General features: G+C 71.9%; 19 protein-coding genes. 8 read left to right on the top strand and 11 right to left on the bottom strand.

The annotated features are described in order from the left end of the window. The first annotated feature begins 182 nt into the window (after positions 1–182). A complete protein-coding gene (locus tag DLJ49_RS01170) occupies positions 183–866 on the top strand; it encodes a GntR family transcriptional regulator (protein ID WP_158547369.1) in 684 nt (227 codons plus the stop codon). A gap of 636 nt (positions 867–1,502) precedes the next feature. On the opposite strand, the gene DLJ49_RS01165 is transcribed toward DLJ49_RS01170, so the two are convergent. Then, on the bottom strand, positions 1,503–2,657 hold the full coding sequence (locus DLJ49_RS01165) for an amidohydrolase (RefSeq protein ID WP_115391672.1): 1,155 nt from the start codon (positions 2,655–2,657) through the stop codon (positions 1,503–1,505). Between the two features lie 63 nt (positions 2,658–2,720). Here DLJ49_RS01165 and mazG point away from each other — a divergent pair, with 63 nt between their 5' ends. Next, a complete protein-coding gene (gene mazG, locus DLJ49_RS01160; protein ID WP_115391671.1) occupies positions 2,721–3,539 on the top strand; it encodes a nucleoside triphosphate pyrophosphohydrolase in 819 nt (272 codons plus the stop codon). 135 nt (positions 3,540–3,674) lie between these two features. Here the strand turns inward: mazG and DLJ49_RS01155 are convergent, their stop codons facing one another. After that, complete coding sequence (locus tag DLJ49_RS01155) at positions 3,675–5,303, bottom strand: NAD(P)H-hydrate dehydratase (protein WP_115391670.1); 1,629 nt, start codon at positions 5,301–5,303, stop codon at positions 3,675–3,677. A gap of 176 nt (positions 5,304–5,479) precedes the next feature. Between DLJ49_RS01155 and DLJ49_RS01150 the strand changes: the two genes are divergently transcribed. Together DLJ49_RS01150 and glnA are read left to right on the top strand one after the other, a co-directional pair. Beyond that, a complete protein-coding gene (locus tag DLJ49_RS01150) occupies positions 5,480–5,818 on the top strand; it encodes a P-II family nitrogen regulator (protein WP_115391669.1) in 339 nt (112 codons plus the stop codon). A 76-nt stretch (positions 5,819–5,894) separates the two neighbouring features. Next, positions 5,895–7,301: a type I glutamate--ammonia ligase gene (gene glnA / locus DLJ49_RS01145; protein ID WP_115391668.1), complete on the top strand. Its 1,407-nt coding sequence runs from the start codon at positions 5,895–5,897 to the stop codon at positions 7,299–7,301. A gap of 213 nt (positions 7,302–7,514) precedes the next feature. On the opposite strand, the gene DLJ49_RS01140 is transcribed toward glnA, so the two are convergent. The 6 genes from DLJ49_RS01140 to DLJ49_RS01115 form a co-directional block, all read right to left on the bottom strand. Beyond that, a complete protein-coding gene (locus DLJ49_RS01140; RefSeq protein WP_115391667.1) occupies positions 7,515–7,946 on the bottom strand; it encodes a DUF302 domain-containing protein in 432 nt (143 codons plus the stop codon). Positions 7,947–8,076: 130 nt separating this feature from the next. Further along, positions 8,077–9,072 carry a 2-hydroxyacid dehydrogenase gene (locus DLJ49_RS01135; protein ID WP_115391666.1) on the bottom strand — a complete coding sequence of 332 codons (996 nt, stop codon included), beginning with the start codon at positions 9,070–9,072 and terminating at the stop codon, positions 8,077–8,079. Then, on the bottom strand, positions 9,072–10,451 hold the full coding sequence (locus DLJ49_RS01130; protein WP_115391665.1) for a phosphohexomutase domain-containing protein: 1,380 nt from the start codon (positions 10,449–10,451) through the stop codon (positions 9,072–9,074). The genes DLJ49_RS01135 and DLJ49_RS01130 overlap by 1 nt, the downstream gene beginning before the upstream one ends. A gap of 86 nt (positions 10,452–10,537) precedes the next feature. Then, positions 10,538–11,878, bottom strand: a complete 1,341-nt coding sequence (proS, locus tag DLJ49_RS01125; RefSeq protein ID WP_115391664.1) for a proline--tRNA ligase — start codon at positions 11,876–11,878, stop codon at positions 10,538–10,540. 509 nt (positions 11,879–12,387) lie between these two features. Further along, positions 12,388–13,911 carry an asparagine synthase (glutamine-hydrolyzing) gene (gene asnB / locus DLJ49_RS01120; RefSeq protein WP_115391663.1) on the bottom strand — a complete coding sequence of 508 codons (1,524 nt, stop codon included), beginning with the start codon at positions 13,909–13,911 and terminating at the stop codon, positions 12,388–12,390. 85 nt (positions 13,912–13,996) lie between these two features. Continuing rightward, on the bottom strand, positions 13,997–14,167 hold the full coding sequence (locus DLJ49_RS01115; RefSeq protein ID WP_158547368.1) for a hypothetical protein: 171 nt from the start codon (positions 14,165–14,167) through the stop codon (positions 13,997–13,999). A 202-nt stretch (positions 14,168–14,369) separates the two neighbouring features. Here DLJ49_RS01115 and DLJ49_RS01110 point away from each other — a divergent pair, with 202 nt between their 5' ends. Genes DLJ49_RS01110 through DLJ49_RS01095 form a run of 4 tightly spaced genes read left to right on the top strand, consistent with a single transcriptional unit; the run spans position 14,370 to position 20,096 of the window. Next, positions 14,370–15,521, top strand: a complete 1,152-nt coding sequence (locus DLJ49_RS01110) for an AI-2E family transporter (RefSeq protein ID WP_115391661.1) — start codon at positions 14,370–14,372, stop codon at positions 15,519–15,521. Further along, on the top strand, positions 15,518–16,249 hold the full coding sequence (locus DLJ49_RS01105) for a P-loop NTPase family protein (RefSeq protein WP_115391660.1): 732 nt from the start codon (positions 15,518–15,520) through the stop codon (positions 16,247–16,249). The genes DLJ49_RS01110 and DLJ49_RS01105 overlap by 4 nt, the downstream gene beginning before the upstream one ends. 49 nt (positions 16,250–16,298) lie before the next feature. Then, entirely contained in the window at positions 16,299–18,524 is a 2,226-nt protein-coding gene (locus DLJ49_RS01100; protein WP_115391659.1) for an RNA degradosome polyphosphate kinase, read from the top strand. Positions 18,525–18,563: 39 nt separating this feature from the next. Continuing rightward, on the top strand, positions 18,564–20,096 hold the full coding sequence (locus DLJ49_RS01095; RefSeq protein WP_115391658.1) for a Ppx/GppA family phosphatase: 1,533 nt from the start codon (positions 18,564–18,566) through the stop codon (positions 20,094–20,096). Positions 20,097–20,379: 283 nt separating this feature from the next. On the opposite strand, the gene DLJ49_RS01090 is transcribed toward DLJ49_RS01095, so the two are convergent. The 3 genes from DLJ49_RS01090 to scpA form a co-directional block, all read right to left on the bottom strand. Continuing rightward, entirely contained in the window at positions 20,380–20,760 is a 381-nt protein-coding gene (locus DLJ49_RS01090; protein WP_233488584.1) for a hypothetical protein, read from the bottom strand. Positions 20,761–20,809: 49 nt separating this feature from the next. Continuing rightward, positions 20,810–21,493 (bottom strand): molecular chaperone DjiA, encoded by a 684-nt coding sequence (locus DLJ49_RS01085; protein ID WP_115391657.1) that lies wholly within the window; start codon positions 21,491–21,493, stop codon positions 20,810–20,812. A gap of 821 nt (positions 21,494–22,314) precedes the next feature. Then, on the bottom strand, positions 22,315–24,465 hold the full coding sequence (scpA, locus tag DLJ49_RS01080) for a methylmalonyl-CoA mutase (protein WP_115391656.1): 2,151 nt from the start codon (positions 24,463–24,465) through the stop codon (positions 22,315–22,317). Positions 24,466–24,515 lie beyond the last annotated feature (50 nt).

The following is a 24,515-nucleotide window of genomic DNA, read 5'->3' as shown; positions in this document are numbered from 1 at the left end:
TTGGATACAATGATCCTTGAATGCAAGCAGCCAATTGTCAAGCGGGGTCGCGGATGCCATGGTCGCGGCGTGGCAAGACGCGGAATGCCGCCTCCGCGGGCCGGGCTGCCCTGAATCCGGGCGCACCGGCAACGCGAAGTCGGCCCGCGGCGGTGTCGCGCGGAACGGCTCCGGAGGAGAGGATGGACCTGACGAGCGAGCGTCAGCGGCCCGAGCAAGGGCAGAGCGCCCAGGCGCTCGCCTATCGCTATCTCGTGGACGAGATCCGCTCGGGGCGGCTGGCCGGCGGCACGCATGTCGTGGCCGACAAGGTAGCGCAGGCGCTGGGCGTCAGCCGCATGCCCGTGCGCGAAGCGATCCGGCAGCTCGCCACCGAAGGCTTCATGACGATCCGGTCGAATCGCGGCGCGGTGGTCACGTCGCTCGGGCGCGACGAGATCGCCGAGCTCTACGAGATGCGCGCTGTTCTCGAGGCCTTCGCCATGCGGCTCGTGGCGGAACGGATCGACCGGCAGGGGCTGGAAGAGGCCGAGATCGCCCTGCAGCGGCTCGACCGGGCGCGCTCGGATGTCGACTGGTTCATCACCGCCCACGACCAGTTCCACGATGTGCTGCTCGACTACTGCCCGCGCCCGCGGCTGGTGGAAGAGATCCGCCGCATCCGACACGCGACCGAGCCCTACCTCCGGATGACGCTGCGCGTCAGTTCCACAGCCATCCGCAACACCACGCGCGAGCATGCCGAGGTGATCGCGCAGATACGCACGCGCGATCCGGAGGTGGCCGAGGCCGGTATGCGCGAGCACATCCTGCGGATCGACGTCGACGAACTGAGCGTTCGAGAACAGACCCCACGGGGCACCTGACGCTCGATGCCGTCGCATGGCGGCCACATCGGAAAACCGATCGCGCCCCCCAATCTCCCGGCCTCCGGCCGGCAGCATGCCGACCGACATCCTTCATGCGGTCCGGAGATCCGGGGGCCCGCTCGACGACGGCCGGGGCGCTTCAAGCGGCAGGCCGTCCGCCACGACCGGGTGAGCGAGAGATGCGTCCGGGGCCGGGGCTCATGACGCGGAAGAGATCGGGCCTCGCGGTGCGGCCCGGACTGCGCACACCACGTCGATTCCCCGACGCCGAACGCCACGATGCGGCCTCGGGGCGAAGACCACGAAGCCTGCCCCGGCGGTCGGCCCCGCATCCCCGCCCCGGGGAGCGACGCCCTCGACCCCAGAGATCAGAGAACGGCGCGGGGCACTGCTCCCTCCGTTCGACGACGAAAGCGGGATCTCGCGGAGCCTTCCGGGTCGTCCCGCCTGGTGCCGCCGTGCCCCATGACGTTCGATATCGAGAGCTGAAGGGGGGCCGAGCAGTCCACGCTCTCCTTGCCCCAAGGAACAGGCCGGACTCGCTGGGGCGCTGCCCCCGTCGCCCGTTCCCGGCGCCTGCCCCGGAGTGCTGTGGCCAGGATGATGTGGCGGGCCGGCACGAGACGGCTCCGCTCAGAGCGGCAGCGCGCGCTCGACGAGGCGGGCCAGGAGCGAGGCGCCGACCGGCGCGACGGCGTCGTTGAAGTCGAAGCCGGGCTGATGCAGCCCCGGCCCGTCGCCCTGCCCGAGGAAGAGGAAGGCGCCGGGCCGGGCGGCGAGCATGTAGGCGAAATCCTCGGCCCCCATCTCGCGCGGGGCGTCGGCCGTGATGCCGGACGCGATTTCTGCCGCGACCTCGGCGGCGAAGGCGGCGCGGGCGGGATCGTTCACTGCCACCGGGTATTCGCGGATGTAGTCGAGCCGCGCCCCGACGCCATGCGCGGCCGCGGTGCCCGCCACGATCTCGCCCATCCGCCGCTCGACCATGTCGCGCAGGCGCTCGTCGAAGCTGCGCACGGTGCCGTTCAGCATGGCATGCGCGGGCACCACGTTGTCGGTCGTGCCGGCGTGGACCTGGGTGAGCGACAGCACCATCTCGTCGGCCGCGTGGCGGTTGCGCGAGACGATCGTGGGCAGCGCCTGGCCGATGGCGAGAGCGGCCGGGATCGGGTCGCGCGTCTCGTGCGGGGTGGCGGCGTGCCCGCCCGTGCCCTCGACATGCACGAAGAAGGTGTCGACGGCGGCAAGGAAGGGGCCGGGCCGGGTGGCCACATGCCCCTCGGGAAGGCCGGGTGCTGTGTGGAGCGCGTAGACCTCGGCGATGCCGAAGCGCTCCATGATCCCCTCCTCGACCATGACGCCGCCGCCGCCGCCCGCCTCTTCCGCCGGCTGGAAGATCAGCGCGACGCGACCCGAGAAGGCACGCGTCTCGGCAAGGTAGCGCGCGGCGCCAAGCAGCATGGCGGTATGCCCGTCGTGGCCGCAGGCATGCATCCGCCCCACCACGGTCGAGGCGTGGGGCGCGCCGGTCGCCTCGCTGATGGGCAGCGCGTCCATGTCGGCGCGCAGGCCCACGGTGGGGCCGCGGCGCGCGCCCTCGATCACCGCCACCACGCCCGAGGTGGCGATGCCCTCGTGGATCGCGTCGACCCCGAACTCGCGCAGCCGTTCGGCCACGAAGCCGGCCGTGCCGTGGCAGTCGAACCCGAGCTCGGGATGGGCGTGCAGGTGGCGGCGCCAGGCAGCCATGTCGTCGGCGAAGGCGGCGATGCGGTTGACGGCGGGCACGGGGCGCGGTCTCTCTCTGCGGACAGGTCCGCGCAGACAGACACGGAAAAGGCGACCAGCGCAATGTCTCCTCCCCCGCCGCCCTCCGAGGGCCGCTCCATCGACCGGCTCGTCGCGATCATGGCCCGCCTGCGCGACCGCGAGGCGGGCTGCCCCTGGGACATCGAACAGACGTGGGAGACGATCGCCCCCTACACGATCGAGGAGGCCTACGAGGTGGCCGACGCGATAGAGCGGCGGGCCTGGGCTGAGCTTGAGGGCGAGCTGGGCGATCTGCTGTTGCAGGTGGTCTATTTCACCCAGATGGGCGCCGAGGAGGGACGGTTCGACTTCGACTCCGTGGCCGGCGCCATCGCCGACAAGATGGTCGCGCGCCACCCCCACGTCTTCGGCGACGAGAGCCGCGACAAGTCGGCCGACCAGCAGGTGCAGGACTGGGAGAGGGTGAAGGCCGCCGAGCGCGCGGCGAAGGGCGAGACGCGGGTGCTCGACGGGGTGGCGCTGGGCCTGCCGGCGCTGACCCGCGCTCTCAAGCTGCAGAAGCGCGCCGCCCGCGTGGGCTTCGACTGGGACGACCCGCAGGCGGTGCTGGCCAAGATCGCCGAGGAGGCGGCGGAGCTTGCCGAGGCGCAGGCGGGCGCCGACGCGGACGCGCTGGAGGACGAGACGGGCGACCTGCTCTTCGCCGTGGTCAACCTCGCCCGCCATCTTGGCGTCGATCCCGAGGCGGCCCTGCGGCGCACCAACGCCAAGTTCACCCGCCGGTTCGCCGCGGTGGAGGATGGGCTCGCGGCCGAGGGGCGCAGCCCTGCGGAGGCTACCCTCGAGGAAATGGAGTCGCACTGGCAGGCGGCCAAGCGCGCCGAGCACGGCGGACGCTGAGCACGACATGCAGCCCTGGCCGCTCGAGAGCCGGGGCCAGCGCCCCGATCCGCTCCTTTCAGCCTTGCCATTCCGCACGGGCCAGGCACGGCGCGCGATGCGCGCCCGGGGCCCCGCGGGCAATGGAGCGGCGCCCTACCCGAGCAGGTCACCGAAGACCGCCGGCAGCGCCTCGGGCAGATCCTCGGCGATCAGGCCGGGGCCGGCGTGGCGCGCGGCCTCGGCGTGGAGCCACGCGGCGGCCTCGGTGGCGGGGTGGGGGCTGGCGGTGATCGAGGGCGGCGCGAGCAGGCCCGCGATCAGGCCCGCCAGCACGTCGCCCGCCCCGGCCGTGGCCAGCCACGGAACCGCCCGCCCGTAGGCGGCGGCATGGAGCGAGGCGGCGCCGCCGGGCGAGGCGATCACCGTGTCGGCGCCCTTCAAAAGGATCGTGCAGCCGGCGCGGTCGGCCGAGGCCCGCGCGGCGTCGATCTTGGACAGGCCCGCCTCCGCCCGTGCCGTCTGCGACAGGTCGGGGAAGAGGCGGGCGAACTCGCCCTCGTGGGGCGTGAGCACGCACATCGGATGCAGGAGCGCGAAAAGGGCGCGCGGATCGTCCGCGAAGCTCGTCAGGGCGTCGGCGTCGAGCACGACCTTGCGGCCTGCCGCCCGGCTCGTCGCCCCGCCCCGGCAGGCGGCGGCGACGAGCGCGCGCGCCCGCTCGCCGATGCCGAGGCCGGGCCCCAGGCAGACCGACGACAGCCGCCCGTCCTCCAGCAGCCGGTCGAGGTCTGCGGCGGCATCGACCTCGCGCAGCATGATCGCGTCGAGGCGCGCGGCGTTCTCGGCCCGCGCATCCGTGGGGCAGGCCACCGTGACCAGCCCCGCGCCCGCCCGCAGCGCCGCGCGCCCGGCCATCCGCGCCGCGCCGCCGCGCCCCGGCCCGCCGGCGAGAACGACGACATGCCCGCGGTCGTACTTGTGGCGGGCGGCGCCGAGGGCGGGGACAAGGGGCACGGGCCAGCCGGGCGCGGCCTGCCCGACGCGGCGCACCCGGTCAGGCGACGGAGGGCCGAAGGGGTCGCCCGGCGGCCTGTCCCACGCGCCGAGGCCGATGTCGTGGACGGCGAGCCGCCCGCAGGCGGCCGGCCCCTCGCCGAGATAGTGGCCGAGCTTGGCGGCGTGGAAGGTGACGGTCAGATCCGCCCGGACGCGCGGCCGGCCCGCCGCGTCGACCACAGGCTCGGGCAGCAGCAGCCGGCCCGTGTCGCAGTCGAGCCCCGAGGGCGCGTCGACGGCCACGGCGCGGCAGGCGGCGCCCCCTTCCCGGCCACGGACGGCCTCGTGGCAGGCCACCGCATCCTCCGGGATCGGCCGGGCGAGGCCGGTGCCGAACAGCGCGTCCACCAGCAGATCGGGTCGCGCGCCCTGCCCCGCCACCGCCGGCTCGAGCGGGCCGATCGGGCCGAGCGCCGCCCAGCGGTCGCGGTTGGCGCGGGCGTCGTCCGACATCCGCTCGGGGTCGCCCATCGCGAACACCTCCACCCGCCAGCCGCGGGCGTGCAGCAGACGTGCCACGACGTATCCATCGCCACCGTTGTTGCCGGGTCCGCAGAGGACGACCGCGTGCCCCGGGCGCCCCGCCTCGTCCGGCAGGTCGGCCAGGGCCGCCGTCACGACGCCGCGGCCAGCGCGCTCCATCGCTTCCAGGCTCGAGACGGCGCCGCTGTCGAAGGCGGCCCGCTCGATGGCGCGCATTTGGGCAGATGTCAGAAGTTCAGCCATCGTGTCTGCCTTCGATTTTCGCAAAAAGCCCGCGCAAAAGGCGTTTCGCATATTTTTTGATCACATGAGCCAAATCCGCCTTCCCCGTCCGCGGCTCGGCCGGCTCGCCCCTTTCGCCCCCCTGCGCCCCGTGGTCTCACCCGGTGCGGGACAGGAGACAGGGAGTCGGCCACACCATGAAAAAGATCGAGGCCATCATCAAACCCTTCAAGCTCGACGAGGTGAAGGAGGCGCTGCAGGAGATCGGCGTCCAGGGCCTCAGCGTGATCGAGGTGAAGGGCTTCGGCCGCCAGAAGGGCCACACCGAGCTCTACCGCGGCGCCGAATACGTGGTCGACTTTCTCCCCAAGGTGAAGATCGAGGTCGTCCTGCCAGACGACCAGGTCGAGTCGGCGATCGACGCGATCGTCTCGGCCGCCAAGACTGACAAGATCGGTGACGGCAAGATCTTCGTCTCCGACATCTCGCAGGCCATCCGCATCCGCACCGGTGAGGAAGGCGACGAGGCGCTCTGAGCCAGTCCCCAGCCCCGGCGGGCCGCCGCCACCCCGTCCATCAACGGTAACCGAACTACCAGAGGAACACCCTCCCATGAGCAAAGACGACGTTCTCAAGCAGATCAAGGACGAGGAGGTCGCCTATGTCGACCTGCGCTTCACCGATCCGCGGGGCAAGCTCCAGCACGTGACGGTCATGGCCGACCAGGTGGACGCCGACTTCTTCGACGAGGGCTTCATGTTCGACGGCTCCTCGATCGCCGGGTGGAAGTCGATCGACCAGTCGGACATGAAGCTCAATCCCGACCCGAGCTCGGCCTACATGGACCCGTTCTTCGCCGAGAAGACGATGTGCGTGCACTGCTCGGTCGTCGAGCCCGACACGGGCGAGCCCTACAACCGCGACCCGCGCGGCACCGCGCAGCTCGCCGAGGCCTACCTCAAGTCGTCGGGCATCGGCGACACCGCCTTCTTCGGGCCAGAGGCAGAGTTCTTCCTGTTCGACGACGTCCGATTCTCGGTCGAGATGAACAAGGTCTCCTACCAGATCGACGCGCAGGACGCGTCGTGGAACACCGACACCGAATACGAGATGGGCAACATGGGCCATCGTCCGGGCGTCAAGGGCGGCTACTTCCCCGTGCCGCCCGTCGACGACGGAATGGACATGCGCTCCGAGATGCTGTCGACCATGAAGCGCATGGGCATGAAGGTCGACAAGCACCACCACGAGGTGGCCTCGTGCCAGCACGAGCTCGGCCTGATCTTCTCGTCGCTGACCGACCAGGGCGACCAGCTGCAGAAATACAAGTACGTGATCCACAACGTGGCCCACGCCTACGGCAAGTCGGCCACCTTCATGCCCAAGCCCGTGGCGGGCGACAACGGCACCGGCATGCACGTCAACATGTCGATCTGGAAGGATGGCAAGCCGCTCTTCGCCGGCGACAAGTATGCCGACCTCTCCCAGGAGGCGCTGTGGTACATCGGCGGGCTTCTCAAGCACGCCAAGACTCTCAACGCCTTCACCAACCCCTCGACCAACTCCTACAAGCGTCTGATCCCGGGCTTCGAGGCGCCGGTTCTGCGCGCCTACTCGGCGCGTAACCGCTCGGGCTGCATCCGCATCCCCTGGGCCGAGAGCCCCAAGGCCAAGCGGGTGGAAGCGCGCTTCCCCGACCCGTCTGCCAACCCCTATCTGTGCTTCGCGGCGCTGCTGATGGCCGGTCTAGACGGGATCAGGAACAAGATCGACCCGGGCGAGGCGATGGACAAGGATCTCTACGACCTGCCCCCCGAGGAGCTCGAGGGTATCCCCACGGTCTGCGCCTCGCTGCGCGAGGCGATCGAGAGCCTCGAGCGCGACCACGAGTTCCTGCTGGCCGGCGACGTGTTCACCAAGGACCAGCTCGAGGGCTACATGGAGCTCAAGTGGGAAGAGATCTACGCCTACGAGCACACTCCGCACCCGGTCGAGTTCAAGCTCTACTACAGCTGCTGATCCGGTCCCGCGGCCGGACGGGAAAGGGGCGCCCCCGGGGCGCCCCATTTCGTGTCTGATCCGGGGCGGTGTCCATGTTGCGCGCCTCCGGCGCACGGCAGGTGCGCCGCGGGGGGCTCCGCCCCCGGCACGATCGGGCGGCACCCTCGACGTGGGGTCGCGCTGCGCACGCGCCACGCATGGTGCAGAAAACAGGGTCGGAAAAGGGCCGCCCTAGTCGCCCACGGCCTCGCGCGCGATTCCGTCGAGCATCGTCTGCACCTGCTGCATTGGCCCTGCCGGGTAGGTTCGGTATCCGACCGTCACCGCGCCCTGCCGCTCGGCCACGAAGATGCCGTAGGGACAGTGGGCGATGTTCATCGGATCGGCCTCCATCACCTCGCGCGAGACGACGGCCGAGCAGAAGGTGAAGACGTCTGCCGAATCGAAGATGGCCGTGTCGCTTCCCACGTCCGCGCCCGTGCGCGCGAGCATGTCGCCCACGTGGCTCACATGGTCGATGACGAGCCCCTGCCCGACGATGGCGCTTTCGACGGCGAAGGTGGCGTCGTCGAAGCTGCCGTCAAAGGGATAGCTGACGACCTCCTGCGCGGCGGCACTTCCTGCGACGAGGGCGGCAGCGACGGTGACGAATGTGCGGTGCATGACGGTTCCTCCCTGAGCGGCCCGACGCGGCGCGTCTCCGGTCGCCGCAGGGCCGGCCTCCCGAGCGCGTCCCGCCGTCAGAGTGCCGCCGACCGGCGGAACCGATCAAGGCGCCGGGACGCCGCGCCCCTCAGGCGCGCGGTGCCTGCCCGGTGAACACCACGTTCTCGGGCGGCTCGCCGCGGGCGACCCGGCCGATATTGGCCGCCACGAAATCCCACCGGCGTTCCAGCATCTCGGGCGTGCTCGCGCTCTCGTGGGCCGACAGGATCACGTTGTCGAGCGTCTCGAAGGGGCGGTTGGCCGGCCAGGGCTCCGGGCCGTCGCCCTGGCGATAGTTCCACCACACGTCGATCACGGCACCGCCGATGCGGTTCGCGCGCAGCGCCTGCCACAGGGCCTCCTCGTCGACGACCGCCCCGCGGGCGACGTTGATCACGACGCCGCCCGGCTTCATGGCGGCGAGCGCCTCGGCGTCGATCATCCCGCGCGTCGCATCGTTGAGGTCGCAGGCGACGACCACGAAGTCCGCTTCGCCCATCAGCCGATGCAGATCGCGCGGGGTGCCCAGCCAGTCGAGTTCCTCCGGGCAGGGGCGCTCGGAGCGGCGGATGCCGATCGCCCGCATCCCGAAGGCGCGGGCGCGCAGCGCCACCTCGCGCCCGATATGGCCGTGGCCAACGATGCCGACCGTGCGCCCCCGCACCTCGCCGTGCCGGGGCCCGTGGGCGAGCACGTGCCCGCCCCATCCTTCGGCGCGAAACCGGGCATCCATCCGGCGCAGCCCGACCTGCCATTCGAGGATGGCAGCGAGCACATATTCGGCCATCGTCGTCTCGTGCTCGTAGCAGTTCGCCACGGGCAGCCCCGCCGGCACCCGGTCCGGCGCGGTGAAGTCCACGCCCGTCCACGGGATCTGCCAGAGCCGCGCCCTCGGCACGGGCGGCCACTTGCCCCCCGGCGGCGCACCGCCCACCAGCACGTCGGCCTCGGCGGCGAGCGGGGCGAAGGCGGCGGTGTCGTCCTGCGCAGGATCCCACGCGTCGATGCGCCAGCCGTCGCCCGCGCGCTCACGCAGCAGACCGGCGCGGGGCGCGGCGATCGTCCCGTGCACGAGCACCCGCATCAGCCCTGCCCCCCGGCATCCTTCAGGAGCGCACTGATCTCGGCCACCTTCGCGGCCACCAGCCCGACGTCGCCGGCCGCCTCGACGTTGAGGCGCAAGACCGGCTCGGTGTTCGACGCACGCAGGTTCGCCCGCCACCCGTCGAAGGTCAGCGACAGGCCGTCGAGCCGGTCGACCTCGCGCGCCGAAGGGGCATAGGCCGACTCGAAGGCCGCCCGCGCCGCCTCGGCATCCGCAAGCCGAAAGTTGATCTCGCCCGACGAGGGGTAGGCCGCCCGCGCCCCGGCGACGAGATCGCCCAGCGAGCGCCCCGTGCGCGAGACGTGCTCGGCCACCAGCAGCCACGGGATCATCCCCGAATCGCAGTACATGAAGTCGCGGAAGTAGTGGTGCGCCGACATCTCGCCGCCATAGACCGCGTCGACCTCGCGCATCTTCGCCTTGAGGTGCGCGTGACCCGTGCGCGAGACCACCGCCTCGCCCCCCGCCCCCGCGATCACCGCGCGCGTGTTCAGCACCACGCGCGGGTCGTGGACGATCTTCGCGCCGGCCTCCTTGGCGAGGAACGCGCCCGCGAGCAGCCCGACCACGTATTCGCCCGGCACGAAGACGCCCGTCTCGTCGAAGAAGAAGCAGCGGTCGAAATCGCCGTCGAAGGCCACGCCGAAATCGGCACCCGCCGCGCGCACGGCCTCGGCCGTCGCCGGCTGGTTCTCTGGCAGGAGCGGGTTGGGGATGCCGTTGGGAAACGCCGGGTCGGCGTCGTGCCACATCCGCTCGAAGGTCAGCGGCGCACCGGCCGCCAGCAGCGCCGCCGCGACGGCGTCGAAGGTCGGCCCCGCCGCGCCGTTGCCCGAATTGACGAGGATGGTCAGCGGTCTGAGCGCGCCGACCTCCACGAAGGACAGGCAGCGCGCCACGAACGCCGCCCGGGGGTCTTCCGACCGCAACTCGCCCCGGTTCGCCGCCGGCTCTGCGTCGCCCGCCTCCGCCGCAGCCCGCACCGCGCCGAGGCCCGCCTCGGCCGACAGCGGCGTCGCCCCGGGCCCGACCAGCTTCATCCCGTTCCAGTCGACGGGGTTGTGCGACGCCGTCACCATGATCCCGCCGCCCGCGCCGAACCGATCGGTGGCGAAATACACCTCCTCGGTCCCGCACAGCCCGATGTCGATCACGTCCGCGCCGCCCGCGCGCAGCCCCTCGATGAGCGCCGCCTGCAGCGCGGGGCTGCTCTCGCGCACGTCCCGTCCCGTCACCACCAGCCCGGGGCGGAGCGCGTCGGCGAAGCCCCGCCCGATCCGCCGCGCAATGCCCGCGTCGAGATCGACCCCCAGCCGACCCCGCACGTCGTAGCTCTTGAAACAGTCGAGCCGCGCCATCCACCGCTCCATCACCCTGGTCCAAATACTCCGGGGGAGTCGGCCGCAAGGCCGACGGGGGCAGCGCCCCCTGCCCCGTCTGCCGCTCAGCGCCCCGCGTAGATCTCCGCGACCCGCGCCACCGCCGCCTCGGGCGACATCTCCTCGCTCTCGCCCGTCCGGCGCGAGGTCAGTTCCACCACGCCGTTCTTCAGGCCCCGCGGCCCCACGGTGATCCGCCAGGGCAGGCCGATCAGGTCCTGCGTGGCGAACTTGGCGCCGGCGCGCTCCTCGGTGTCGTCGTAGAGCGCCTCGAGACCGTGGCCGGCGAGCGCGTGGTAGATCCGCGCGCAGGCGCTGTCGGCCTCGGTATCGCCCTGCTTGAGGTTGACGATCCCGCAATGGAAGGGCGTCACGCCCTCGGGCCAGACGATGCCGCGCTCGTCGTGGCTCGCCTCGATGATCGCACCCACCAGCCGCGACACCCCGATGCCGTGCGAGCCCATGTGCACCGGCACACGCTCGCCGCCCGGGCCCGTCACCACCGCACCCATCGGCTCGGAATACTTGGTGCCGAAATAGAAGATCTGCCCCACCTCGATCCCGCGCGACCGGCGCCGGCGAGCCTCGGGCACCCGGTCGTGGAACACCGCCTCGTCATGGGTGTCGTCGGTGCGGGCGTAACGCGAGGTGAACTCCTCCAGCACCGCGGCGCATTGCGCGTGGTCGTCGTAGTCGATCTCGCGGTCGCCGAAGGTCAGGTCGGTGATCTCGGCATCGTAGAACACCTCCGACTCGCCGGTCTCTGCGAGCACCAGGAACTCGTGGGTGTAGTCGCCCCCGATCGGCCCGCCCTCGGCCTTCATCGGGATCGCCTGCAGCCCCATCCGCTCGTAGGTGCGCAGGTAGCTCACCAGGTGCCGGTTGTAGGCGTGCTTGGCGTCGTCCTCGGTCAGGTCGAAAGTGTAGCCGTCCTTCATGTAGAACTCGCGCCCCCGCATCACGCCGAAGCGCGGGCGGATCTCGTCGCGGAACTTCCACTGGATGTGGTAGAGCGTGAGCGGAAGGTCGCGGTAGCTGCCGACATGCGCGCGGAAGATGTCGGTGATCATCTCCTCGTTCGTCGGCCCGTAGAGCATGTCGCGCCCGTGCCGGTCGGCGATGCGCAGCATCTCCTCGCCGTAATCGTCGTAGCGCCCCGATTCACGCCAGAGGTCGGCGGGCTGCAGCGTGGGCATCAGCATCGGGATGTGGCCGGCGCGGCTCTGCTCCTCGTGGACGATCCGCTCGATCCGGCGCAGGACGCGGTAGCCCAGCGGCAGCCACGAATAGATGCCGGCCGCCTGCTGGCGGATCATGCCGGCCCGCAGCATCAGCCGGTGCGAGGCGATCTGCGCCTCGGCGGGCGTTTCCTTGAGCACGGGCAGGAAGTAACGGCTGAGGCGCATGTCGGTCCCTTCTGTCGCACCCGGCATCGGTTACGACAGAGCCGGTCTCCGGGCAAGCGGATCGCGCCGCCCCAGGGGGGCGCTGCCCCCCGTCGCCCTTGCGGGGCGACTCCGCCGGGATATTTCCGACACGATGAAGGCACCGGGAAGGAGAAGGCGCGGGGCGGGGCTCGAGAGTGCCCCGAGCCGCGCAGGGGGCCAGGCCATCCTCGTGGAGAGCGGGGCGTTCCTCGACCCGAGGTAGGCCGAGGCGGCCACGCGCGCCGCCGTGCTGGCACTTGAGGCCGAGCACGCCGAGGCGACCTCGACGCCGCCCGGCTCGGGGCGAGGCTGGCCTCCGCCTGCGCTGCGCGCGCCCGCCGGCCGGGCGCCCCGTCGCCGGAGCGCGACCGCGCCGCGCGCCCTGCGCGCGCGGCGCAGGGCCTTACGGAGCGAGGGGCCTTCAGGCCCCGAACGGAGGCGGGAGCGCCCCGGTCGGGGCGACGCAGGGGTGGGGCGTGACGGCGGCGTCAGACGGCGACGCGCTCGGCGGTCCAGGTGCCGGCGTTGGACAGGATCAGGTCGGGGTCGGCGAAGCGCTCGCGCAGCAGGCGCTCGTAGAGGGCGCCCTCCTCCGCCCGGTCGAGGGGCCGCTCGGCGCCCGCGAGCGTCGTCAGCGCGCCCTCGAGGGCGGCGACCGTGCCCGAGCCCTCGTCGAACTGCGCCTTCTTGCGCCAGACGAGGCTCTGGGGCAGCAGGTCGGCGCAGGCCTTGCGCAGGATCCACTTTTCCGTGGTCTCGCCGGTGCTCTCCACCGCCTCCGGATCCGTCCGGCACAGCTTCAGCGTGGCCGGGATCGACTGGGCATAGTCGATCAGGTCTCGGTCGAGGAAGGGCGTGCGCGCTTCCAGCGATTCCGCCATCGTCACCCGGTCGACGCGCTGGAGGTTGATGTTGTGCATCGCCCCGAGGCCCCGCGTCAGCTCGTCGGCCAGCGCGCGGGGGTCGTCGACATAGGCGTGGTGATAGGCGTAGCCCGCGAAAAGCTCGTCCGCCCCCTCGCCCGTGACCACCGCCTTGACGTGCTCGCGCGCCAGACGCGCGGCGAAGAGCGTGGGCACGGCCGAGCGCACGAGATCGACGTCGGCCGACTCGAGGTGGTAGATGACGTGGGAGAGGTTCTCGGCGAGGTCGTCGGCGGTGAAGACGCGCTCGTAATGGTCCGAGCCGATATGTGCGGCCACCTCGCGCGCCGCGATCAGGTCGGGCGCGCCCTCGGTGCCGACCGCGAAGGTCTTGAGCGGGGTCTTGCCGGCCTCGCGCCGCTGCTGGGCGGCGATCGCGGCGATGATCGAGCTGTCGAGCCCGCCCGAGAGGAACGAGCCCACCTCGACGTCGGCGACCATCCACTTGGCCACCGCCTCTTCCAGCACCAGCCGCAGCTCGCGCGCGGTGGCCTCGACGTCGAGCCCCGGCTCGGGCTCGGCCGCGCCGTGGGTGAGGCGATACCAGCGCCGCTCGCCGTCGCGGCTGTCGATCAGGCTGCCGGGCGGGATCGCCTCGATCTCGGTCAGGCCCAGCCCGTCGAAGGCCTTGAGCTCCGAGGCGAAGGCGAGGCCCTCGCCCACGCGCGCGACGTAGAGCGGCTTGATGCCGAGCGGGTCGCGCGCGGCCAGCACCCGCTCACGCGTCGCCAGCACGAAGGCGAACATCCCGTCGAGCCGGTCGATCCAGCGCAGGGCGCCCGAGCGGAACAGGTGCAGGATCGTCTCGCTGTCGGACGCCGTCTCGAAGCTCGCCTCCCCGAGGATCGCGCGCAGGTCGGCGTGGTTGTAGATCTCGCCGTTCGCCACGAGGATGTCGCGGCCCTGGTAGATCGGCTGCTTGCCGTCCTCGGGGCCGATGATCGACAGCCGGCAATGGGCCATCACGATGGGGGCGCCGGGCAGGCGCGTCACCTCGGTCGCATCCGGCCCCCGGTGGGAAATCTTGTCCACCATCCGCGCCGCGAGCGCCTCGTCACCGACGTTCCAGAGCACCACGAAGCCGCACATGAGCCACCTCCTCTCGGCGGAGCAGCCTAGGCCACCGGCGCCCCGGGCGCCACCCGCCGGCGGGAGGATGCCCGGGCGAGACCTGTCAGCGGGACACGCAGCAGGTCAGAGGGCGGCTCAGGTCGCCCGTCGGGGCCGGGCCGGCGCGCGCGGGGCGACGCGACCCGGCCAGCAGCAGCGGCAGCGGCGGCGCGGCGGGCAGCGGCACCACCTCGGCGGGCTCGAAGGTCTGGTCGACATTGAGCCCGCCGGGCATCTCGGCCGGCGTGTCCTGCCATGTGACGTCGGCGCAGGGCGTGCGCCTGCGCTGCGCATCCGGCCTGCGTTACCACTGCGTGTCTAGCCCGTGCCCGCCCTGCGAGACGCTCGCGCCGTCGCGCCACAAGGCCCGTCTCAGCCGGGGCGCTCTTGCAACGCCGCGCGCTCTGGGCGACACCGAGCGCGGAGGAGCGCTGCCCATGGCCCTGCCCGCGGCACAACAGGCGAAGTACTGGTCGATCGCCGCGGCGGTGTTCCTCGCGGCGCTCTGGGTGCTGGGCGACGTCATCCTGCCCTTCGTGCTGGGCATGGCGATCGCCTACCTGCTCGATCCCGTCGCCGACCGGCTCGAGGCCGTCGGGCTGCCGCGCGCGCTGGCCGTGACCATCATCACGCTGGTGGGGCTGCTGGTCTTCACGCTGGCCGTCCTGCTCGTGATCCCGACTATCGTGAACCAGGCCGCGCGCCTCTTCGCCGCCGCGCCCGACTTTGCCCGCAACTTCTACGGCGCTCTGGTCGAGCGTTTCCCCGAGATCCTAGACGAGACAAGCACCATGCGGCAGTCGCTGGAAGAGCTCGCCGCGCTGGTTCAGTCGCGCGGGGCCGAGCTGGTGAACGCCGCGCTCGGCTCGGTCTCGTCGCTCTTCGGCATCGTGACGCTGATCGTCATCACCCCGGTCGTCGCCTTCTACCTGCTGCTCGACTGGGACCGGCTGGTGGCGCGCATCGACGAGCTGCTGCCGCGCGACCACGCCCCCACCGTCCGCCGCATCGCGCGCGAGATCGACGACACGCTGGCGGGGTTCATCCGCGGGCAGGGCACCGTCTGCCTGATCCTCGGCACCTACTACTCGGTCGCGCTGATGCTGGTCGGTCTCGACTTCGGGATTGTCGTGGGCGCGATCGCGGGGCTGCTGACCTTCATCCCCTATATCGGGGCGCTCGTGGGCGGCGTGCTCGCCATCGGGCTCGCGCTGTTCCAGTTCTGGGGCGACTGGCTGTGGATCGCGGTGGTGGCGGCGATCTTCTTTTCTGGGCAGTTCGCGGAAGGCAACTTCCTCACGCCGAAGCTTGTGGGCGACAGCGTCGGGCTGCACCCGGTGTGGCTGCTCTTCGCGCTGACCGCCTTCGGCACGCTCTTCGGCTTCGTCGGCATGCTGGTGGCCGTGCCGGTGGCGGCGGTGCTGGGCGTGATCGCGCGCTTCTTGGTCGGCGAGTACAAGTCGGGCCGGCTCTACCAGGGGCTCGCCCATCCGGCCGCGATGCGCGACGTCGCCGAAACGACGCATGACGCCGCGCCCCTCTCGCCCGAGGCACCCCCCCGCCGCCGCGAAGACGACGCCGCGGAATGACCGCCGCGCGCTCGCCCGGCCCCGCGCGCTCGCCCGGCCCCGAGCAGCTCGCCCTCGACCTGCCGGTGCGCGCCGCGACCGGGCGGCAGGCGTTTCTCGTGGCCCCGGCCAACGAGGAGGCGCTGACCCGGATAGACGGCTGGCGCGACTGGCCCGAGGGCAAGCTGGCGCTCGCCGGCCCCCCCGGCGCGGGCAAGAGCCACCTCGCCGCCGTCTGGGCGTCGGAAACGGGCGCCACCGTGCTGACCGCCCCCGCCCTGCCCGACGCGGGCGCGGTCGAGCCCCGCGCCGTGGTGGTGGAGCGGGCCGGCCGCGTCGCGGGCGACGCCCGCGCCGAGGAGCGGCTCCTGCACCTGCACAACCGCGTCGTCTCCGAGGGCGGGCGCCTGCTGCTGGTGGCGCGCGAGGCCCCTGCCCGCTGGCCCGTGGCCCTGCCCGACCTCGCCAGCCGCCTCGCCGCCACCCAGGTCGCCCGGATCGGGCCACCCGACGACGCGCTGCTCGCCGCGGTGCTGGTCAAGCTCTTCGAGGATCGCCAGATCGCCGCGCCGCCCGCCCTCGTCAGCTGGCTCGTGCCGCGGATGGAGCGCTCCTTCGCCGCCGCCGAGCGGCTGGTCGCCGCACTCGACGCGCGCGCGCTGGCCACGGGCCGCCCGGTCGGTCAGAAACTGGCGCGCGAGGTGCTGGAGGACGCGGCGCCGGGCATCGACCCTGAAGGAGAGAGGTGACGGGGCCGCCCTGCCGGGCTACACCCCTGTCAGGAGCCGGGAGAGAGAGATGTCCGAGGCCGACTTCCTGACGGCGCCCGCCCCCGCGCCCGTAGAGGTGCCGGTGGCCCACGCCACGGGGCCCAAGCGCTTCTTCAACCGCGAGCTGTCGTGGCTGGCCTTCAACTGGCGGGTTCTGGAAGAGGCGATGAACCCGCGCGTGCCGCTGCTCGAGCGGGTGCGCTTCGTCTCGATCTCGGCCACCAATCTCGACGAGTTCTACACCGTGCGCGTCGCGGGCCTGCGCGAGCTCGAGCGCGAGGGCAACCAGACGCCCGCCGCCGACGGTCTGACACCCACCGAGCAACTGCAGCTGATCGACGACGACGCCCGCGCGCTGCTGCGCACCCAGCAGGCGACGTGGAACAAGCTCAAGCGCGAGCTCGAGGGCGAGGGCATCCGCATCCTGTCGCCCTCCAAGCTGACGAAGGCCGATCGCGACTACCTCGACAAGCATTTCCTCGCGCAGGTCTTTCCCGTGCTGTCGCCGCTGGCGATCGACCCGGCGCACCCCTTTCCGTTCATCCCCAACACGGGGCTGTCGCTCGCGCTGGATCTGAGGCGCGCCCGCGACGGGGCCGAGTTGCACGCGCTGCTGCCGATCCCGGCGCAGATCGACCGCTTCACCGTGCTGCCTTGCGCGAACGGCGAGCACCGGGTGCTGCGGCTTGAGGATCTGCTGATCCTCTATCTCGGGGCGCTCTTCCCGGGCTACGAACTGGTCGACCATTGCGCCTTCCGCGTGCTGCGCGACAGCGATCTCGAGGTCGAGGAAGAGGCAGAGGATCTCGTGCGCGAGTTCGAGACGGCGCTCAAGCGCCGTCGCCGGGGCGAGGTGATCCGTCTGACGATCACCGAAGGCGCGCCACCGGGGCTGAAGCGCAAGGTGATGGACGAGCTGCACATCACCGAGCGCGAGGTGGTCGAGCTGAAGGGCCTGATCGGCGTGGCCGACCTCAAGGAGCTGGTGATCGACACCCGGCCCGACCTGCTGTGGCCCGTCTTCACCCCGCGCGTGCCCGAGCGCGTGCAGGACCACGACGGCGATCTGTTCGGCGCGATCCGGCAGAAGGACATGCTGCTGCACCACCCCTACGAGACCTTCGACATGGTGGTGCGGTTCCTGCAGCAGGCCGCGCGCGACCCCGACGTTCTGGCGATCAAGCAGACGCTCTACCGCACGTCGAAGAACTCGCCCATCGTCGAGGCGCTGTGCGAGGCCGCCGAGGACGGCAAGTCGGTCACGGCTCTGGTGGAGCTCAAGGCGCGCTTCGACGAGGCCGCCAACATCCGCCAGTCGCGCCGGCTGGAGCGGTCGGGCGCGCATGTCGTCTACGGGTTCATCCACCTCAAGACGCACGCCAAGATCAGCACCGTCGTGCGCCGCGAGGGCGACCGGCTGGTGACCTATACCCATTACGGCACGGGCAACTACCACCCTATCACCGCAAAGATATACACCGACCTGAGCTTCTTCACCTGTGACGCGGCGCTCGGGCGCGACGCAACCAAGGTGATGAACTACCTGTCGGGCTATGCCGAGCCTGAGGGGCTGGAGAACCTTGCGATCTCGCCGGAGGGGCTGAAGCCCCGGTTGATCGAGATGATCGCGGCCGAGGCCGAGCACGCCCGAGCGGGCCGCCCGGCGCGGATCTGGGCCAAGATGAACGCCCTGATCGAGCCCGACGTGATCGACGCCCTGTACGAAGCCAGCCAGGCCGGGGTGCGGATCGACCTCGTGATCCGGGGCATCTGCGGCATCCGCCCGGGCATCCGGGGTCTCTCCGAGACGATCCGTGTCAAGTCGATCGTCGGCCGCTTCCTCGAACACTCGCGGATCGTGTGCTTCGGCAACGGCCACGGCCTGCCCTCCGAGGGGTGCCGGGTGTTCATGTCGTCGGCCGACTGGATGGGGCGCAATCTCAACCGCCGCGTCGAGACGCTGGTCGAGACGACGAACCCCACGGTCAAGGCGCAGATCGTCAGCCAGATCATGGCCGCCAATCTCGCCGATACCGAGCAGAGCTGGATCCTGCGGCCCGACGGCCGCTTCGAACGGGCGCCGGCGGAGGAGGGGCGCGGCTTCAACTGCCATCGCTTCTTCATGGAAAACCCCTCGCTGTCGGGCCGGGGCTCGGCAGGTCAGGCCGACGTGCCCGACCTGACCCGCGCCCGCGAGACGGAAACCGCGGCCGCCGGGCGCGGCGGCGCAAGCACGAAGGCGGAGGCGGGCTGAGGCCTGGGCCCGGCGAAGGTGACGACGAAAGGACGGCCGATGGACGGCGAGCACGACACGCAGCGGCACGTCTGGCCGAGCCTCGAGGCGGTGTTCGAGGACAAGGCGGCGCGCGGCCTGCACAGGGTCGGCGTGGTCGACGTCGGGTCGAACTCTGTCCGCCTCGTGGTGTTCGACGGCGCCGCCCGCAGCCCGGCCTACTTCTACAACGAGAAGGTCATGGCCGGCCTCGGCGCCGGGCTCGACGAGACGGGCCGGCTCAACCCCGAGGGCCGGCGCCGCGCGAAGGCGGCGATCCGCCGCTTCGTCGCGCTGGCCGAGGGCATGGACATGGCCCCTCTCGAGGCTGTGGCCACCGCCGCCGTCCGCCGCGCCGAGGACGGGCCGGAGTTCGTGGCCGAGATCGAGGGCGAGACGGGGCTGAAGCTGACCGTCATCGACGGCGAGGAAGAGGCGCGGCTGTCGGCGCAGGGCGTGCTGCTCGGCTGGCCGCAGGGCGAGGGCCTCGTCTGCGATATCGGCGGCTCGTCGATGGAGCTTGCCCGCATCGAGGCCGGCCGCGTGTGGGAGCGGGCCACCTCGGATCTGGGGCCGCTTACCCTCACCGGCCTCGCCGGGGGCGCCAAGGGGCGGGCAAAGACGATCGAGGCGGGCCTTGCGCCCCTCGTCGAGCGACTCGGGCCGCACCCGCATCTCTACCTCGTGGGGGGCTCATGGCGGGCGATCGCGCGGCTCGACATGCACAGGCGGGGCTATCCGCTCTCGGTCCTGCACGATTACCGCATGACGCCGAAATCGGTGCGCGAGACGCTCGACCACCTCAAGGGCCGCGATCTCGACACCTACCGCAAGGAGGTGGGGATCTCGTCGGGCCGCATCTCGCTGGTGCCGGTGGCCGGAGAGGTGCTGCGCCGGCTGATGGCGCGCTTCGGGGTCAGGGCGATCACCGTCTCGGGCTACGGCATCCGCGAGGGGCTGCTCTACGAGCGTATGCCCGCCCGCGTGCGCGCCCGGGACCCCCTGATCGAGGCCGCCCGCCACGCCGAGATGCTGAACGCGCGAATGCCGGGATTCGGCGAGCGGCTGCACGACTTCATCGCGCCGCTCTTCGCCGAAAGCGTGACCGACCCGCGTCTGCACCGGGCGGCGTGCCTGCTGCACGACGTCTCGTGGCGTGCCCATCCCGACTACCGCGCCGAGATCGTCTTCGACAACGCCACCCGCGGCAATCTCGGCGGGATCGACCACCCCGGCCGGGTGTTCGTCGGTCTCGCCCTGATGCACCGCTATCGCAACGGCCGGCCGGGCCCGCATTTCGAGCCGCTCCTGGGGCTGCTGACCGAGGCGCAGATCCGCGAGGCCGAGATCCTCGGGCGCGCGATGCGGTTCGGGGCGATGTTCTCGGTCGCCGCGCCCGACCGGCTGGGTCGGCTCGACTGGCGCCCGCGGGCGAAGCGTCTCGAGCTGATCCTGCCGCCCCGCGCCGTGCCGCTCTACGGCGAGGTCGCCGAGGCCCGCCTCGCCTCCCTGGCAAAGGCGCTGCAGGCCGATCTGACGGTAACGGAAGAGTAGGGGCGGCACTGGCGCGACCTCGCCGCGGGGCAGACCGTGATCCATGCGGCCTTCCACAGGGCACCCCTTCGCCCGATCCGGCATCGCCCGGCCGGGCCGCGCAGCCCTCTGCCATCGCGGGGAGGGGTCATGGCTCGCGTCGCGCACCGAGCCACACCATAGGCATGAACGACACCGGTGCCTCGCGTCGCCCGCTTGACGCGCTACCCAGCCCCCTTGCACGGCCCGGCGCTGTCCTTCGCGCGTCCCGGGATACCCGGCCCGACCGGCGACCGCCCCCGCCTCAGATGTCGATCTGGCCCTCGTCGGGCGGCGGCAGGTCCTCGATCTCCGAGGGGGTCTTGCGCCGCAGGATGATGTCGCCGTTCGGCAGCCGCTCGGGCGGGTGGTAGGCGTCGATCTGGTCGACCAGCTCCACCAGCCGCGCGATCATCGGCCCCATCCCCTCGGCGAGCCCTCGCAACTCGGGCTCGAGCCGGCGCAACTCCGGCCCGATCTCGTCCATCAGACCGCGCAGGAACGCCTCGGCCCCGCGCTCGAGAAGGTCGAGACCTTCCTCGACGCCGCGCTCTTCGCCGTCTGGCGCCCCCTCTTGCTGCGCGGAAAGGGGCGCGGCGCCGAGAGCGAGCGCCAGGAGGGGCGGAGCGAGGAGCGATTTCATCATGCCGTCTCTCTACGCCGGGCGGCCGATTCGCGCCAGATGCGCCGCGCGCTCACCCCGCCCGCTCGCGCGAGATTTCTTCCCACGCGCGATTGACGTCGACCATCCGCCGCTCTGCGAGCCTGGCCGCCTCCCTGGGCACGCCGCGGGCGATCAGCGCGTCGGGGTGGCTCTCGCGCACGGCTTGCCGCCAGGCCGCGCGCACCGCGTCGAGCGGCGCGTCGGGCGCCACCCCCAGCACCGCGTAGGGGTCGGGCGCCGCCCCCTGCACGAAGCGCGCCCGGAGCGAGCGGAACTCGCGCTCGTGCAGGCCGAAGATCGCCGCCACCCGGGCGAGGAAGTCGTCCTCGTCGGGGTGGTAGGCGCCGTCGGCCAGCGCGATGTGGAACAGCCCCTCCATCAGGTCGACCAACGTCTGGTGGCCGGCGCCGAACATCGCCGCGATCCGGCGGGCGTAGACGTCGTATCCGGCCACGTCCTGCCGGGCGAGGTCGAAGACGCGGGCCGCGTTGCGCTCCTCCCCCGGCGGGATGGTGAAGACCTCTCGGAAGGCCGTCACCTCGTCGCGCGTCACCCGCCCGTCGGCCTTGGCCATCTTGGCGCCCAGCGCGATCACCGCGATGGCGAAGGCCACGCTGCGCTCGGGGGGCGTGCGCAGCCGGTCGAAGACGGTCGCGAGCCCCTCGCCCCCGGCGAGGGCCGACACGGCGTCGGCGATGCGCGACCAGAGCGACATGGGATCAGCCTAAGCCTCCCGCCCGCCGGGAGACAGGGTTTTCTGCATGGGTCCGCGGTCGTGGAAGCGGCCAACGTCCACCCGCGACACGCAGCCGCGCCCCCGCGGCCTGCCCGAGGCCCGCGCGACAGGCGATGCGCGCCGGGGGCTCCCCCTGCCGTCGGCGAACAGGCTGCGCCCGCCGGGCGGCCGCAAGGCATGCGACGGGGCCATTGGACACCACCGGGTGTGCCTGACGAAACCGGGGTGCCGCCCACCCGGCGCGAGCGTCACACCCCGCGCCGCCGCGCCATGCACTCCCGTCGTGGCGCCGCTCGCAGGCAGCCGCGATACGGCCGAAGTCCGTGCCATCCATCCCCGGTGCCTCCCGAGGAACGCCACGAACCGCGCCCCGAGCGCCGGCTCGACACGGCCTTGCGTCGATGCCCCTGCCCCCCTCGGCCATGACCAGTGGGCCGGCTGCCCCGCGCGGTTCCGTATCCAGGTGTGGGCATGCGGCCCGACCTCGTCCTCCGTGCCCCACGGCAGGAAGACCGGCACCGCCGCCCGCGCCAGCGGGATCGGCCCTGAGCGGCACCAGCTCGCCCTCGTGCCTCGCCCGGATGCCGCGAACCGGGGCGACCCAACCGCCCCCGGCCCCTCCGCACCGTGCACCACGACGACGCCCCGCAGCCCCGGGCCCCCGCCGCGCCCGCGCAGACCGCCCGCACGGCGCCCACGCGCGGCCGCGCCAGGCCCACGCCCCGCTCCATCATCCTGGCCGAAATACTCCGGGGGGCGCGGGGGGCCGGCCCCCCGCTCCCGCGCCCGCCGCAGGCGCCTCAGGCCGCCTCGGTGCGCGCCGCACGGATCAGGCCGAGGATGTTCTCCGCCGCTGCGGGGATGTTCGTGCCGGGGCCGAAGATCGCCTTCACGCCGGCACTTTTCAGGAACTCGTAATCCTGGTGGGGGATGACACCGCCGCAGACCACGATGATGTCGCCCGCGCCCTGGGCCTCGAGCGCCTTCACCAGCCGTGGCGCGAGCGTGCGGTGCCCCGCCGCCTGGGACGAGATGCCGATCACGTGCACGTCGTTGTCCACCGCGTCCTGCGCCGCCTCCTCCGGCGTCTGGAAGAGCGGGCCGACGTCGACATCGAAGCCGATATCGGCGAAGGCGGTGGCGATCACCTTGGCGCCGCGGTCGTGCCCGTCCTGCCCCATCTTCACCACCAGCATCCGCGGCCGCCGCCCCTCGGCCTCGGCGAACGCCTCCACCGCCTTCTGGATCGCCGCGAAGCCGTCGTCGCCCTCGTAGGCCGCGCCGTAGACGCCGGCGAGCGTCTTCACCTCGGCCCGGTGGCGGCCGAACACGTCTTCCATCGCCATGCTGATCTCTCCCACGCTGGCCCGCGCCCGCGCCGCCTCGACCGCCGCCTCGAGCAGGTTGCCGCCCTCGCCCGCGCGGCGCGTCAGCTCCTGCAGCGCCGCGGTGCAGGCCGCCTCGTCGCGCCCGGCGCGGACGCGCTCGAGCGCGGCCACCTGGCCCGCGCGCACCTTGTCGTTGTCGATGTTCAGGATGTCGATCTCGTCCTCGGTGTCGCGGCGGTACTTGTTGACGCCGACGATCACCTCCTCGCCGCGGTCGATCATCGCCTGGCGCCGCGCGGCCGTCTCCTCGATCCTGAGCTTGGGCATTCCGGAGGCGACGGCGACGGTCATGCCGCCCATCTCCTCGACCTCCTCCATCAGCGCCCAGGCGCGCTCGGCCAGTTCCGCGGTCAGGCTCTCGACGTAGTAGGAGCCGGCGAGGGGGTCGACGACGTTCGTCACGCCGGTCTCCTCCTGCAGGATCAGCTGGGTGTTGCGCGCGATCCGGGCCGAGAAGTCGGTGGGCAGCGCCATCGCCTCGTCGAGCGCGTTGGTGTGCAGCGACTGCGTGCCGCCGAGCGCGGCCGACATCGCCTCGTAGGCGGTGCGGATGACGTTGTTGTAGGGGTCCTGCTCCTGCAGGCTCACGCCGGAGGTCTGGCAATGGGTGCGCAGCATCCGGCTCCTGGGGTCCTTCGGGGCGAACTCGTCCATGACGCGCGACCAGAGAAGGCGCGCGGCGCGCAGCTTGGCCGCCTCCATGAAGAAGTTCATGCCGATGGCGAAGAAGAACGACAGCCGCCCCGCGAACCGGTCGATATCCATGCCCCGCGCGATGGCGGCGCGCACGTATTCGCGCCCGTCGGCCAGGGTGAAGGCGAGCTCCTGCACGAGATCGGCGCCCGCCTCCTGCATGTGGTAGCCCGAGATCGAGATCGAGTTGAATCGCGGCATCTCGGTGGCCGTGTACTCGATGATGTCGGCCACGATCCGCATCGAGGGCTCGGGCGGATAGATGTAGGTGTTGCGGACCATGAACTCCTTGAGGATGTCGTTCTGGATCGTCCCCGAGAGCTGGGCGCGCGACACCCCCTGTTCCTCGCCCGCCACGATGAACGCGGCGAGCACCGGGATCACCGCGCCGTTCATCGTCATCGAGACGCTGACCTTCTCCAGCGGGATGCCGTCGAACAGGATCTTCATGTCCTCGACCGAGTCGATGGCCACGCCGGCCTTGCCCACGTCGCCCTCGACGCGCGGGTGGTCGCTGTCGTAGCCGCGATGGGTGGCGAGGTCGAAGGCGACCGAGACGCCCTGCTGCCCGGCCGCGAGCGCCCGGCGGTAGAAGGCGTTGCTCTCCTCGGCCGTCGAGAAGCCGGCATATTGCCGGATCGTCCAGGGCCGGCCGGCATACATCGTCGCCCGCACGCCGCGGGTGAAGGGCGCAAAGCCCGGAAGCTCGCCCATCTGGGGCAGGCCCGCCACGTCGTCCTCGGTGTAGAGCGGCTTGACGCGGATGCCCTCGAGCGTGTCCCAGTCGAGGCTCTCGAGCGGGCGGCCCTTGAGTTCCCTGGCGGCAAGCGCCTCCCAGTCGGCGCGGGTCTTCTTGGTGTCGTCTGTCATCGGGCGGATCTCCGGGTCGGATGGGGGGCATGCGGCGTGCGACGCCAGGG

Origin of the sequence: Rhodovulum sp. 12E13 (assembly GCF_003340565.1) — a bacterium.
In the GTDB taxonomy this organism is placed as follows: Bacteria; Pseudomonadota; Alphaproteobacteria; order Rhodobacterales; family Rhodobacteraceae; genus HLUCCA09.
This window is presented reverse-complemented; position numbering and strand designations above follow the sequence as displayed.